Origin of the sequence: Pseudomonas sp. PAMC 25886, assembly GCF_000242655.1 — a bacterium.
In the GTDB taxonomy this organism is placed as follows: Bacteria; Pseudomonadota; Gammaproteobacteria; order Pseudomonadales; family Pseudomonadaceae; genus Aquipseudomonas.
The window spans coordinates 35,222-48,322 of record NZ_AHHC01000090.1 but is presented as its reverse complement, the minus strand read 5'-3'; the positions used below and the strand labels follow the sequence as shown (position 1 = coordinate 48,322).

Sequence of the window (13,101 nt, the reverse complement as noted above, 5' to 3'; positions counted from 1 at the left end):
GCGTTCTAAGTAGGATTTTTTACCCGATACGCTCTTGGAAGGGGCGTGTGTTTTATCATCGTGGCCCGAACTGCGTCGGGCTGTGCGGGCTTTAGTGAAATTACTATTTGCGTAGGGGGCGTTCGCGTTGCCCGTTCCAGTTGGGTATTGTCGCTGCAACAGCTGTTCTTCAATTCCGGGTAGCCCAACACCTTGAGTTTTGCAGTCTGAGGCGGCATCACGCCATTGGGGGCGATGTATGACGGCAGGTGTTGGCTATTCGGTATATATCGGCGTATTGAACTGCGGCACGTGTTGGGGAGGGTTGATCATTGGCGTTTCCACCCAGAGGTTTTGGAAGCCTGTGGGTGGCGCTCATTACGCCCGGATTTCCCCGTCCGGGCGCGTTTGGGAAGGCGGTAGGCGGGTTACCGGTTTCGGATGACGTATGAGCGAATCCGCTCTGCCGCTTCCACACACTCTGCCAGCGGCGCAACCAGTGCCAGGCGTACACGCCCGGCGCCCGGGTTGAAACCGTCCACTTCCCGTGACAGGTACGAGCCCGGCACCACGGTTACGTGTTCTTCCACGAACAAGTCGCGGCAGAAAGCGGCATCGTCACCGTCCACGTTCGGCCACAGGTAGAAGCCACCGTCCGGCGCTTGCACATCCAGCACTGGCTTGAGAATGGCCAGCACGGCATCGAATTTCTCGCGGTACAGGTCACGGTTGGCCTGCACGTGGGCTTCGTCCTGCCAGGCGGCAATGCTCGCCAGCTGGGTTTGCACCGGCATCGCGCAGCCGTGGTAGGTGCGGTACAGCAGGAAGCCCTTGAGGATCTCGGCGTCACCGGCCACAAAACCCGAACGCAGGCCCGGCAGGTTGGAGCGCTTGGACAGGCTGTGGAACACCACGCAGCGCTTGAAGTCCTGGCGACCCAGTTCCACGCAGGCGCTGAGCAGGCCCGGCGGCGGGGTTTGTTCGTCGAAGTACAGCTCGCTGTAGCACTCGTCGGCGGCGATCACGAAGTCGTATTCGTCGGCCAGGGCGATCAGCTTTTTCAAGGTGTCGACGGGGATCAGTGCGCCGGTCGGGTTGCCGGGGGAGCACAGGAACAGGATCTGGCAGCGTTTCCAGATGTCCGGCGACACCGCGTCGAAATCCGGATTGAAGCCGTTTTCATCCAGGCACGGCAGGTAGTGCGGCTTGGCCCCGGCGAGGAAGGCCGCGCCCTCGTAGATCTGGTAGAACGGGTTCGGGCTGACCACCAGCGCGTCGTCGCCACGGTTGACCACGGTCTGGGTGAAGGCGAACAACGCTTCACGGGTGCCGTTCACCGGCAGGATGTTGCGCGCCGGGTCGAGCCAGCCCTTGGGCACGCTGAAACGGCGTTCGCACCAGGCACCAATCGCCTCACGCAGAGCGGGGATGCCCAGGGTAGTCGGGTACACCGCCATCTGGTCCAGGTTGTTGGCCAGCGCATCGGCAACGAACTGCGGGGATTTGTGCTTTGGCTCGCCGATGGACAGGGCGATCGGGCGTTTGTCCGGGTTCGGCGTGACGCTGCCCAGCAGGACGCGCAGTTTCTCGAACGGGTAGGGCTGCAGCTGGTTCAGGGCATTGTTCATCGGTGGATCTCGTTCAATTCATTGGAAGCTGAAAATGGGCGGTCGGTCAGATGCTCAACCGTGACATCTCGACGCCAGTCTCCTGGTTGACGCTCAACTGCTGGACGATGGCTTCCTGCAAGCGTCGGCACAGTTCAGGGTCGGAGAGCGGCTGGTTGTCGGCATCGGTAATAAAGAACACGTCTTCCACCCGTTCGCCCAGGGTCGCAATCTTGGCGTTCTGCAACGACAAGTCGAACTCCAGGAAGATCGTGCCGATCCGCGCCAACAGGCCCGGGCGGTCCGGCGCGCTGAGTTCCAGCACGGTCACCGGGCGCTGGGCGTCGTTGTGGATGGTCACCTCGGGGGCAAACGCAAAGTGCTTGAGCTGGCGCGGTACCCGGCGCTGGATAATGGTCGGGTAGTCGTCGGGATTGCGCAGGGCGTCGGTGAGGCCCTTGCGGATCTTTTTCACCCGCTCCGGGTTGTCACCGATGGACTCGCCTTCAGTGTCGAGCACGATGTAGGTGTCGAGTGTGAACTGGCTGCTGGAGGTGATCACCCGGGCGTCGTGAATGTTCAGGTTGAGCTGGTCCATCGCGGCCACGGTCACGGCGAAGAAGTCGTGCTGGTCCGGCGCGTAGATGAAAATCTGCGTGCCGCCCTCGAACTCGCGCTGGGTGGTTTCCTTGATCAGCACCAGTGGCCCGCCATCGGTCGGCTGCTGCAGGATCGCGTCGCTGTGCCAGGCCACGTCGCCGGCGGTGTGGCGCAGGAAGTAGTCGTCCCCCAGTTGCGACCAGAGTTGCTCGACGTCATCCGGGTCGTTGCCGCCGCGCACCAGGATATCCAGGGCTGCGCTCTGGGTGCGACGGATCTGCTCCTCGCGGTCCACCGGGTTCTCCAGGCCGCGACGCAGCGCGCGCTTGGTCTCGGTGTAGAGCTGGCGCAACAGGCTGGCACGCCAGGAGTTCCACAGCGTCGGGTTGGTGGCGTTGATGTCGGACACGGTGAGTACGTAGAGATAGTCGAGACGGGTTTCGTCGCCGACGATCTGTGCGAAATCGTGGATCACCTGCGGGTCGGACAAGTCCTTGCGCTGGGCGGTGGTGGACATCACCAGGTGGTTTTGCACCAGCCACACGATCAGGCGGCTGTCCCACAGCGGCAGTTGGTGGCGCTGGCAGAACGCCTCGGCGTCTACCGCACCAATTTCCGAGTGATCGCCGTGCCGGCCCTTGCCGATGTCGTGGTACAGGCCGGCCAGGTAAATCAGCTCGGGCTTGGGCAGGCGCGCCATCAGCTTACTGGCCAGCGGGAATTTCTCTGACACCTGGGTGTACTGCAGCTTACGCAGGTGTTTGATCAGGTTCAGGGTGTGGGCGTCCACCGTATAGATGTGGAACAGGTCGTGCTGCATCTGCCCGACGATAAAGCCGAACTCCGGCAGGTAACGCCCCAGAATCCCGTAACGGTTCATGCGCCGCAGGTTGCGGTGGATGCCGATCTTGCACTTGAACAGCTCGATAAACAGGCTGGTGTTGCGAATGTCGTGGCGGAAATCGTCGTCGATCAGGTGACGGTTTTCCCGCAGCAAGCGAATGGTGTCGGCGCGCACGCCCTTGATTTCCGGCTGCTGGGCCATCAGCACGAAGATTTCCAGCATGGCGAACGGCGTGCGTTTGAATACGTTGTCGTTGCGTGCCTCGATGTAGCCATCGTGCAGCTGGAAGCGTGAGTTGATCGGCTGCGGTGGCGCTTCGTCTTCCGGGGCCAGGATCACTTCTTCGAAGTGCTGGATGATCAGGTCGCTGAGCTGGGCAATGCTCATCACCACGCGGTAGTACTGCTGCATGAAGCTTTCGATGCTGGTCTTCGCATCCTCGCCTTCAAACCCCAGCAAGGTGGCGATGGAGCGCTGGTGATCGAACAGCAGGCGGTCTTCGGAGCGCCCGGCCAGCATGTGCAGCGCGTAGCGCACTTTCCAGAGAAACTCCTGGGAGGAGGCCAGCAGGGCGTTTTCGCTCTCCACCAGGAAACCTTCCCCGGCCAGGGCCCGCAGGTTCAGGGTGCCGTACTGGCGACGGGCAACCCACAGAATTGTCTGGATATCCCGCAGCCCGCCCGGGGAGCCTTTGACGTTGGGTTCCAGGTTGTATTCGGTGTCGTTGTACTTGTGGTGCCGGGCTTTCTGCTCGGCGCGCTTGGCCAGGAAGAAATCCTTGCTCGGCCACATGTGCGCGGTACTGGTGACCTCCAGCATGCGCTGGCGCAGGCGCTCGGGGCCGGCGATGGTGCGGCTTTCCATCAGGTTCGTGATCACCGTCAGGTCGGCGCGGGCTTCCTGGGCGCATTCGTCCACCGAGCGCACGCTTTGGCCGACTTCCAGGCCGATGTCCCATAGCAACGTCAGAAAACGCTCGATGGAATCGCGAAAGATCTCGTGGTCGGCGCTGTCGAGCAAAATCAGCAGGTCGATGTCGGAGTAGGGGTGCAGTTCGCCGCGGCCGTAGCCGCCGACCGCCACCAGGGCGATATCGGCGTCTTCACTCCAGCTGAACTGTTCCCAGGCCTTTTGCAGGATGTTGTCGACGAACCAGGCGCGGTCCTCGATCAGCCGGCGAATGTCCCGGCCGCTACGAAAGCGCGCGTCGAGCACTTCGCGGGCCTGACGGATGGCCTTCTTGAAGGCGGCAATGGGGCTTGCCTTCAGCGCCAGCTCCGCCTGGAACTGGCCACGGTCAAAGAGTTCGGGATCCACCTGGGGCATCGATCGGTTTTCCTTTCTATCTATGGGTCACAGCGTTGCAATTAGAAAACCGGTGCAAACATTACGCCGAAACGCGAGGAATCGTGTCGTCGGCGCGCAGGGTGAAGATCTCGTAGCCGGTGTCGGTCACCAACAGGGTGTGTTCCCACTGGGCCGAGAGCTTGCGGTCCTTGGTGATGGCGGTCCAGCCATCGCCCAGCACCTTGGTGTCGGCCTTGCCCTGGTTGATCATCGGCTCGATGGTGAAGGTCATGCCTGCCTTCAGTTCCATGCCGGTGCCGGCGCGGCCGTAGTGCAGGATTTGTGGCTCTTCGTGGAACACCTTGCCGATGCCGTGGCCGCAGAATTCGCGCACTACCGAGAAGCCGTTCTTTTCAGCGTGCTTCTGGATGATTTCACCGATGTCGCCCAGGCGGCAGCCGGGTTTGACGATTTCGATGGCCTTGTACATGCATTCCTGGGTCACTTGCGACAGGCGCTCGGCCCATACCGGTACAGTGCCGACGTGGAACATACGGCTGGTGTCGCCGTGGTAGCCGTCCTTGATCACGGTGACGTCGATATTCAGGGTGTCGCCGTCTTTCAGGGGTTTGTCGCCGGGTATCCCGTGGCACACCACGTGGTTGATCGAGGTGCAGATCGACTTGGGGAAGCCCTTGTAGTTCAGCGGCGCAGGGATGGCTTTTTGCACGTCGACGATATAGTCGTGGCAAATGCGGTCCAGCGCTTCGGTGGTGACGCCGGGCTTGACGTGTTCGGCAATCATTTCCAGCACGTCGGCAGCCAGTTTGCCGGCGACACGCATGCCAGCGATGTCTTCGGCGGTTTTGAGGGTTACGGTCATACAGGCTCTCTCTAGCGCGACGCGCTGAAATCAATACGGTTTACGGGTGTGCGACAAAAGGTTGCAGAATTCGCACAAGCCCAAAAAACGCGATTCTAGCAGACGCAGGGGTGAAACCATGAGCGTCTGGCGATCGCTTCTGTCTATAAGGATGGGGGCATTCTGGCTCTATTCAAAGGCTTAGGCAAAAGCGACTGACGGCAAATGTGATTGCGGGTTTCGTTTTTGCAAGCTCTGTGGTATAAAATGCGCCGCTTTCCGGGGATACCCCGCAAAGCTTAAATCCACACACGTGTCGACACGATGACCTGGGTGCCGGAGGCGAATGCCGCTGGTTGGTCATTGGGATACGTGGAGGCCAAACCCGACTTATTAAGGAACTATCATGTCCCAAGTCAACATGCGCGATATGCTGAAGGCCGGTGTGCACTTCGGTCACCAGACCCGTTACTGGAACCCGAAAATGGGTAAATACATTTTCGGCGCGCGTAACAAGATCCACATCATCAACCTTGAAAAAACCCTGCCAATGTTCAACGAAGCTCTGACTTTCGTAGAGCGCCTGGCCCAGGGCAAAAACAAGATTCTGTTCGTCGGCACCAAGCGTTCCGCTGGCAAGATCGTTGCTGAAGAAGCAGCACGTTGCGGTTCGCCGTACGTCGATCACCGCTGGTTGGGCGGCATGCTGACCAACTTCAAAACCATCCGTGCTTCCATCAAGCGTCTGCGTGACCTTGAAGTGCAAGCCGAAGACGGTACTTTCGCCAAGCTGACCAAGAAAGAGGCGCTGATGCGCACTCGCGACCTGGAAAAGCTCGATCGTTCCCTGGGTGGTATCAAGGACATGGGCGGTCTGCCTGACGCACTGTTCGTTATCGACGTTGATCACGAGCGCATCGCGATCACCGAAGCCAACAAGCTGGGCATCCCGGTTATCGGCGTAGTCGATACCAACAGCAGCCCGGAAGGCGTTGACTACATCATCCCAGGCAACGATGACGCAATCCGCGCTATCCAGCTGTACATGGGTTCGATGGCTGACGCTGTAATCCGTGGCCGCAACCACGTTGCTGGCGGCACCGAGCAGTTCGTTGAAGAAGCTCCGGTAGCAGCAGCTGAGTAACTGACGCCTTGGCGTTGACTCAGTAAGCAAAAAGGGGGCTTGGCCCCCTTTTTGCCACCTCGAAAACCATTTGTCGGCAGCGCAGCTACAACATCTGTAACGTGCAGCGGCCTACAAGGTGGTTCGGGAAGAATTGATCGCCCGTTCAATCGGGTGGAATGGTTGAAAACCTATCCAAGAGGATTTTGAAAATGGCAGAGATTACTGCAGCGTTGGTTAAAGAACTGCGTGAGCGTACCGGCGAAGGCATGATGGATTGCAAAAAGGCCTTGACCAAGGCCGGCGGCGACATCGAAAAAGCCATTGATGACATGCGTGCTTCGGGCGCCATCAAGGCCGCCAAGAAAGCAGGCAACGTCGCTGCTGAAGGCGCTATCGCAATCAAGGAAGACGGCAAATCGGCCGTTATCCTGGAAGTTAACTCGCAGACCGACTTCCTGGCCCTGCAAGACGACTTCAAGAACTTCGTCGCTGCCAGCGTTGAAAAAGCATTCGCTGACAAGCTGACCGACGCCGCTCCGCTGATCGAAGCTCAAGAAGCTGATCGTCTGGTTCTGGTTGGTAAAGTAGGCGAGAACGTTAACATTCGTCGCCTGACTCGCGTTGAAGGTGATGTTGTTGGTGCTTACCTGCACGGCAACAAGATCGGTGTTGTGGTTGCCCTGAAAGGCGGCAACGTTGAACTGGCCAAAGACATCGCTATGCACGTAGCGGCCAGCAACCCTGAATTCCTGCTGCCATCGGAAGTTTCTGCTGAAGCCATCGAACGCGAGAAAGCCGTGTTCCTGCAGCTGAACGAAGAAAAAATCAAAGGCAAGCCTGAAAACATCGTTGAAAACATGGTGAAAGGCCGTATCAGCAAGTTCCTGGCTGAGGCTTCCCTGGTTGAGCAGGCGTTCGTCAAGAACCCTGAAATCAAGGTTGGCGAACTGGCCAAGAAAGCTGGTGCTGAAATCGTTTCCTTCACCTACTACAAAGTAGGCGACGGCATCGAGAAGCCGGTCGACAACTTCGCTGAAGAAGTTGCTGCCCAGCTGGCTGCCACCAAGAAGTAAGACGGTTTTTAACTGTCGCCCAAAAGAGGCTGCCCGCTTACGCGCGCAGCCTCTTTTCAAATGGGGTGATCAATTTTTATTGGTTTCCCTTTGGAACTGGCTTACAAAGCCGTGTTCCGATGGCGCTGTGACAGCGTCAAGCTAGAGTGAACGCAGGCCGTAAACGGCTTGCCAAGAATTTTCAAAAATACGCCGCAGGAGAGATTCGCAATGGCTCAGCAGGGCAGTGGTCATCAGGCTCGCTATAAACGCATTCTACTCAAGCTTAGCGGCGAGGCCCTGATGGGGTCGGAAGAGTTTGGGATCGATCCCAAAGTACTCGACCGCATGGCGCTGGAAGTCGGCCAACTGGTCGGTATCGGTGTTCAGGTCGGTCTGGTGATCGGCGGCGGCAACCTGTTCCGCGGTGCGGCACTCAGCGCTGCCGGCATGGATCGGGTGACAGGCGACCACATGGGCATGCTGGCCACTGTGATGAACGCCCTGGCGATGCGTGACGCCCTGGAACGCGCCAACATCACCGCTATCGTCATGTCGGCTATTTCCATGGTCGGTGTAACGGATCACTATGATCGTCGCAAAGCCATGCGTCACCTGGATGCCAAAGAGGTAGTGATTTTTGCTGCCGGTACCGGCAACCCGTTCTTCACCACCGATTCGGCAGCGTGCCTGCGTGGTATCGAGATCAACGCGGACGTGGTGCTCAAAGCCACCAAGGTTGACGGTGTTTACACTGCAGACCCATTCAAAGACCCGCATGCCGAGAAGTTCGATCATCTGACTTATGATGAAGTACTGGATCGCAAGCTGGGCGTGATGGACCTGACGGCTATTTGCTTGTGCCGCGACCACAAGATGCCGCTGCGCGTATTTAACATGAACAAGCCCGGCGCCCTGCTGAACATCGTACACGGCGGCGCGGAAGGGACTCTGATCGAGGAAGTCGAACAATGATCAACGAAATCAAAAAAGACGCTCAAGAGCGCATGCAGAAATCCCTGGACTCTCTGAACCATGCATTTGGCCAGATTCGTACCGGCAAGGCTCACCCAAGCATTCTGGGCAGCGTGATGGTGCCGTACTACGGCGCTGATACCTCCATCACCCAAGTGGCCAACATCACTGTAAAAGACTCCCGTACCCTGCAAGTCGTGGCCTTTGAGCGCAACATGCTCGGTGCCGTCGACAAGGCCATCCAGAGCGCCGGTTTGAACCTCAATCCGACCAACCTGGGCGAACTGCTGCTGATCTCCATGCCAGCCCTGACCGAAGAAACCCGTAAGGGCTTCACCAAGCAGGCGCGCAGCGCAGCTGAAGATGCGCGTGTTGCCGTGCGCAACATCCGTCGCGATGCCTTGGGCGACCTGAAGAAGCTGGTCAAGGACAAGGAAATCAGCGAAGACGAAGAGCGTCGTGCCGTCGCCGATATCGACAAGCTGACCAAAGATGCCGAGGCCCAGATCACCAAGGCCACGGAAGACAAAGAAAAGGACCTGATGGCCGTATAAAGGGTCAGGACGCCTTCATGGAAAAGACCAAGCAGACTGTGCCCTCCGTGGTGCCGCGCCATGTCGCGATCATCATGGACGGGAATAATCGCTGGGCGAAGAAGCGCTTTATGCCGGGTGTTGCCGGGCATAAAGCGGGTGTCGATGCTGTACGTGCCGTGATCGAGGTGTGTGCCGAGGCCAAGGTCGAAGTGTTGACCCTGTTCGCGTTCTCCAGTGAAAACTGGCAGCGCCCGGCCGAGGAAGTCAGTGCCTTGATGGACCTGTTTTTCAAGGCCCTGCGTCGTGAGGCCAAGCGCCTGAACGAGAACAACATCAGCCTGCGCATCATTGGTGACCGCTCGCGGTTCCATCCCGAGCTGCAGGCGGCGATGCGTGAAGCCGAGGCGATTACTGCCGGCAGCAACCGTTTTGTGCTGCAAATTGCAGCCAACTACGGTGGCCAATGGGATATCGCCCAAGCTGCGCAGCGTCTGGCGCGGGAAGTACAGGCCGGTCATTTGCGTCCGGAAGACATCACGCCCGAGCTGTTGCAAACCTGTCTGGTGACCGGCGACCTGCCGTTGCCCGACCTGTGCATTCGTACCGGTGGCGACCACCGCATCAGCAACTTCCTGTTGTGGCAGTTGGCCTATACCGAATTGTACTTCTCCGACCTGTTCTGGCCGGACTTCAAACACGATGCCATGCGCAATGCGCTGGCCGATTTCGCTTCCCGTCAGCGTCGTTTCGGTAAAACGAGCGAGCAGATCGAAGCTGGAGCCCGGGTTTAATGCTTAAACAACGAATCATCACGGCGCTGATCCTGCTGCCTATTGCCCTGTGCGGGTTTTTCCTGCTTGAAGGGGCGAATTTCGCGCTGTTCATCGGCCTGGTCGTGACGCTGGGTGCCTGGGAATGGGCTCGCCTGGCGGGTTTTGCTGCGCAGTTGCCGCGTGTGGTGTACGCCGCAGTTGTGGCGCTGTTGATGTTCCTGATGTACATCCTGCCGGACGTAGCGCCCTGGGTGTTGGGGGCGGCGGTGTTGTGGTGGGCGTTGGCGACCTATTTGGTGCTGACTTTTCCTGGCTCCAGCAGCCACTGGTCCAGTGTCGCCTGCAAGCTGGTGATCGGCCTTTTGATTCTGCTGCCCGCCTGGCAAGGCCTGGTCTACATCAAGCACATGCAGCTGGGTAACTGGCTGATCATGGCGGTGATGGTGCTGGTGTGGGGCGCCGATATCGGTGCCTACTTCTCCGGCCGTGCTTTCGGCAAGCGCAAGTTGGCGCCGGCTGTCAGCCCGGGCAAAAGCTGGGAGGGCGTGTATGGCGGCCTGGCATTGACCCTGGTGATTACCGTTGTAGTCGGCGTGGTGCGTGGCTGGACCGCCAAGGAAATGCTCTTGTCCCTGGTGGGTGCGGCCGTGGTCGTGTTCATCTCGGTGGTCGGTGACCTGACCGAAAGCATGTTCAAGCGCCAGGCCGGGATCAAGGACAGCAGTAACCTGCTGCCGGGTCACGGTGGCGTGCTCGACCGTATCGACAGCCTGACGGCTGCGATCCCGATCTTTGCCGTGCTGCTGTGGATGGCTGCCTCGTGAGCCGCCTGCAACAGGTCACCGTGCTGGGCGCTACCGGCTCGGTGGGGCTAAGCACCCTCGATGTCATTGGCCGTCACCCCGAGCGTTATCAAGTATTCGCATTGACCGGGTTCAGTCGCCTGAGCGAGCTGCTGGCATTGTGTGTGCGCCACGCTCCGCAATATGCAGTCGTGCCCGAAGCGGCAGCAGCGCGTGGCTTGCAGGACGACCTGCGCGCTGCGGGCCTGGCAACCCGGGTGTTGGTGGGGGAGGAGGGGTTGTGCCAGGTGTCGGCTGACCCTGATGTCGACACCGTAGTCGCGGCAATTGTCGGCGCTGCCGGCTTGCGTCCGACGCTGGCCGCCGTTGATGCGGGGAAGAAGATTCTGCTGGCCAATAAAGAAGCCCTGGTAATGTCCGGTGCGCTCTTTATGCAGGCGGTGCGCAAGAGCGGCGCCGTGCTGTTGCCGCTGGACAGCGAACACAATGCGATTTTCCAGTGCATGCCCGGTGATTTTGCGCGTGGGTTGAGCCAGGTTGGGGTGCGTCGGATTCTGCTGACAGCCTCTGGCGGTCCGTTCCGGCAGACACCGCTGGCCGACCTGGAGCATGTTTCCCCTGATCAGGCGTGCGCGCATCCGAACTGGTCCATGGGTCGCAAGATCTCGGTGGACTCGGCGAGCATGATGAACAAGGGCCTGGAGTTGATCGAGGCCTGCTGGCTGTTCGATGCCCGGCCGGATCAGGTCGAGGTGGTGATACACCCGCAAAGTGTGATTCATTCCCTGGTGGATTACGTGGATGGCTCGGTGTTGGCCCAGTTGGGTAACCCGGACATGCGCACGCCGATCGCCAATGCCCTGGCCTGGCCGGAGCGAATTGACTCGGGTGTTGCGCCGCTGGATCTATTTGCCATCGCCCGTCTGGATTTCGAAGCCCCCGACGAGCAGCGGTTTCCTTGTCTGCGCCTGGCGCGGCAGGCGGCAGAGGCGGGTAACAGCGCGCCTGCGATGCTGAATGCGGCGAACGAAGTGGCGGTGGCGGCGTTTCTTGAACGGCGCATCCGTTTTCCGCAGATCGCGAGTATCATCGAAGACGTTTTGAACCTTGAACCTGTGGTTGCCGTGAATGATCTGGGCGCGGTGTTCGAGGCTGATGCAAAGGCCCGGGCCTTGACCGGGCAATGGTTGAACCGCAATACGCGTTAGCCTTTGGGCGTGTTTGAGCCTTCAGGGACTGGATTGAGATGCGGAGAAATTAGATGAGTGCGCTCTACATGATTGTCGGCACCCTGGTTGCTCTGGGTGTGCTGGTTACCTTCCACGAGTTCGGCCATTTCTGGGTCGCGCGTCGTTGCGGCGTCAAGGTACTGCGCTTTTCCGTAGGCTTCGGCATGCCCTTGCTGCGCTGGCACGACCGTCGCGGCACCGAGTTTGTGATCGCGGCCATTCCGTTGGGTGGCTACGTCAAGATGCTCGATGAGCGCGAAGGCGAAGTGCCGGCTGATCAGTTGGATCAATCCTTTAATCGCAAGACCGTCCGTCAGCGCATTGCCATAGTCGCAGCAGGTCCGATCGCCAACTTTCTGTTGGCCATGGTGTTCTTCTGGGTCCTGGCCATGCTGGGCAGCCAGCAGGTGCGTCCGGTCATTGGTGCCGTCGAGCCGGACAGCATGGCGGCCAAGGCTGGCCTGACCGCCGGGCAGGAAATTGTTGCAGTTGATGGCGAGCCAACCACGGGGTGGGGCGCGGTCAATTTGCAGTTGGTGCGTCGTCTGGGTGAAAGCGGCATCGTGAAACTGGTGGTGCGTGAGCAGGACTCCACCGCTGAAACGCCGCGCGAGCTGACCCTGGATCACTGGCTGAAGGGCTCCGATGAGCCTGATCCGATCAAATCCCTGGGTATTCGTCCATGGCGCCCGGCCTTGCCGCCGGTACTGGCAGAGCTGGATCCGAAGGGGCCGGCCCAGGCCGCAGGTCTGAAAACCGGTGATCGCCTGCTGGCGCTTGATGGCCAGGCACTGAACGACTGGCAGCAAGTGGTCGACCTGGTGCGTGTACGCCCTGATACCAAAATTGTGCTGAAAGTCGAGCGCGATGGTGCTCAAATCGACGTCCCCGTAACCCTGGCCGTTCGCGGGGAAGCCAAGGCGGCCGGGGGTTACCTGGGCGCCGGGGTCAAAGGTGTCGAGTGGCCACCTTCGATGGTGCGAGAGGTCAGTTTCGGACCGTTGGCGGCAATTGGCGAGGGTGCGAGACGCACCTGGACCATGAGTGTGCTGACCCTCGATTCCCTCAAGAAAATGTTGTTCGGCGAGCTCTCGGTAAAAAACTTGAGTGGACCGATAACCATTGCTAAAGTGGCGGGCGCTTCTGCCCAGTCGGGCGTTGTAGATTTCCTGAATTTCCTGGCTTATCTGAGTATTAGCCTTGGGGTTCTGAATTTGTTGCCCATTCCAGTATTGGATGGGGGGCATCTGTTGTTTTATCTGGTCGAGTGGGCGCGTGGTCGCCCCTTGTCGGATCGGGTGCAGGGTTGGGGGATACAGATCGGTATCAGTTTGGTGGTCGGGGTGATGTTGTTAGCCCTGGTCAACGATCTGGGACGACTGTAACGCTTCGCTGAATTGCGAATCTGCCGCATTTTGCGGCAGTTTG

The 13,101-nt window shown here is 59.5% G+C and carries 11 protein-coding genes; 8 read left to right on the top strand and 3 right to left on the bottom strand.

The window, feature by feature from the left end:
- Nucleotides 1-407: 407 nt before the first annotated feature.
- From dapC to map, 3 genes are all read right to left on the bottom strand, one after another.
- Nucleotides 408-1,607 (bottom strand): succinyldiaminopimelate transaminase, encoded by a 1,200-nt coding sequence (gene dapC, locus MUM_RS0130405; RefSeq protein WP_010176759.1) that lies wholly within the window; start codon nucleotides 1,605-1,607, stop codon nucleotides 408-410.
- Nucleotides 1,608-1,653: 46 nt separating this feature from the next.
- Nucleotides 1,654-4,356 (bottom strand): [protein-PII] uridylyltransferase, encoded by a 2,703-nt coding sequence (locus tag MUM_RS0130400; protein ID WP_010176758.1) that lies wholly within the window; start codon nucleotides 4,354-4,356, stop codon nucleotides 1,654-1,656.
- A gap of 61 nt (nucleotides 4,357-4,417) precedes the next feature.
- Entirely contained in the window at nucleotides 4,418-5,200 is a 783-nt protein-coding gene (gene map / locus MUM_RS0130395) for a type I methionyl aminopeptidase (protein WP_003219332.1), read from the bottom strand.
- A 385-nt stretch (nucleotides 5,201-5,585) separates the two neighbouring features.
- Between map and rpsB the strand changes: the two genes are divergently transcribed.
- The 8 genes from rpsB (at nucleotide 5,586) to rseP (ending at nucleotide 13,058) form a co-directional block, all read left to right on the top strand.
- Nucleotides 5,586-6,323 (top strand): 30S ribosomal protein S2, encoded by a 738-nt coding sequence (rpsB, locus tag MUM_RS0130390; protein WP_003219330.1) that lies wholly within the window; start codon nucleotides 5,586-5,588, stop codon nucleotides 6,321-6,323.
- Nucleotides 6,324-6,514: 191 nt separating this feature from the next.
- On the top strand, nucleotides 6,515-7,378 hold the full coding sequence (tsf, locus tag MUM_RS0130385; protein WP_008432237.1) for a translation elongation factor Ts: 864 nt from the start codon (nucleotides 6,515-6,517) through the stop codon (nucleotides 7,376-7,378).
- 210 nt (nucleotides 7,379-7,588) lie between these two features.
- Nucleotides 7,589-8,332, top strand: a complete 744-nt coding sequence (gene pyrH, locus MUM_RS0130380) for a UMP kinase (protein ID WP_010176757.1) — start codon at nucleotides 7,589-7,591, stop codon at nucleotides 8,330-8,332.
- Complete coding sequence (gene frr, locus MUM_RS0130375; RefSeq protein WP_010176756.1) at nucleotides 8,329-8,886, top strand: ribosome recycling factor; 558 nt, start codon at nucleotides 8,329-8,331, stop codon at nucleotides 8,884-8,886. Before pyrH ends, frr begins: the two co-directional genes overlap by 4 nt.
- 17 nt (nucleotides 8,887-8,903) lie before the next feature.
- Entirely contained in the window at nucleotides 8,904-9,659 is a 756-nt protein-coding gene (uppS, locus tag MUM_RS0130370; RefSeq protein WP_003219323.1) for a polyprenyl diphosphate synthase, read from the top strand.
- The gene (locus MUM_RS0130365) at nucleotides 9,659-10,465 is read left to right on the top strand and encodes a phosphatidate cytidylyltransferase (RefSeq protein ID WP_010176755.1); all 807 of its coding nucleotides are present in this window, start codon (nucleotides 9,659-9,661) and stop codon (nucleotides 10,463-10,465) included. Before uppS ends, MUM_RS0130365 begins: the two co-directional genes overlap by 1 nt.
- The gene (gene ispC, locus MUM_RS0130360; RefSeq protein ID WP_010176754.1) at nucleotides 10,462-11,652 is read left to right on the top strand and encodes a 1-deoxy-D-xylulose-5-phosphate reductoisomerase; all 1,191 of its coding nucleotides are present in this window, start codon (nucleotides 10,462-10,464) and stop codon (nucleotides 11,650-11,652) included. Before MUM_RS0130365 ends, ispC begins: the two co-directional genes overlap by 4 nt.
- Before the next feature lie 53 nt (nucleotides 11,653-11,705).
- Complete coding sequence (gene rseP, locus MUM_RS0130355) at nucleotides 11,706-13,058, top strand: sigma E protease regulator RseP (RefSeq protein WP_010176753.1); 1,353 nt, start codon at nucleotides 11,706-11,708, stop codon at nucleotides 13,056-13,058.
- Nucleotides 13,059-13,101: the final 43 nt, after the last annotated feature.

Excerpts from the sequence above, each read along its gene's own strand:
- dapC (WP_010176759.1), bottom strand. The coding sequence starts at position 1,607 with ATGAACAATGCCCTGAACCAGCTGCAGCCCTACCCGTTCGAGAAACTG.
- MUM_RS0130400 (WP_010176758.1), bottom strand. The coding sequence starts at position 4,356 with ATGCCCCAGGTGGATCCCGAACTCTTTGACCGTGGCCAGTTCCAGGCG.
- map (WP_003219332.1), bottom strand. The coding sequence starts at position 5,200 with ATGACCGTAACCCTCAAAACCGCCGAAGACATCGCTGGCATGCGTGTC.
- rpsB (WP_003219330.1), top strand. The coding sequence starts at position 5,586 with ATGTCCCAAGTCAACATGCGCGATATGCTGAAGGCCGGTGTGCACTTC.
- tsf (WP_008432237.1), top strand. The coding sequence starts at position 6,515 with ATGGCAGAGATTACTGCAGCGTTGGTTAAAGAACTGCGTGAGCGTACC.
- pyrH (WP_010176757.1), top strand. The coding sequence starts at position 7,589 with ATGGCTCAGCAGGGCAGTGGTCATCAGGCTCGCTATAAACGCATTCTA.
- frr (WP_010176756.1), top strand. The coding sequence starts at position 8,329 with ATGATCAACGAAATCAAAAAAGACGCTCAAGAGCGCATGCAGAAATCC.
- uppS (WP_003219323.1), top strand. The coding sequence starts at position 8,904 with ATGGAAAAGACCAAGCAGACTGTGCCCTCCGTGGTGCCGCGCCATGTC.
- MUM_RS0130365 (WP_010176755.1), top strand. The coding sequence starts at position 9,659 with ATGCTTAAACAACGAATCATCACGGCGCTGATCCTGCTGCCTATTGCC.
- rseP (WP_010176753.1), top strand. The coding sequence starts at position 11,706 with ATGAGTGCGCTCTACATGATTGTCGGCACCCTGGTTGCTCTGGGTGTG.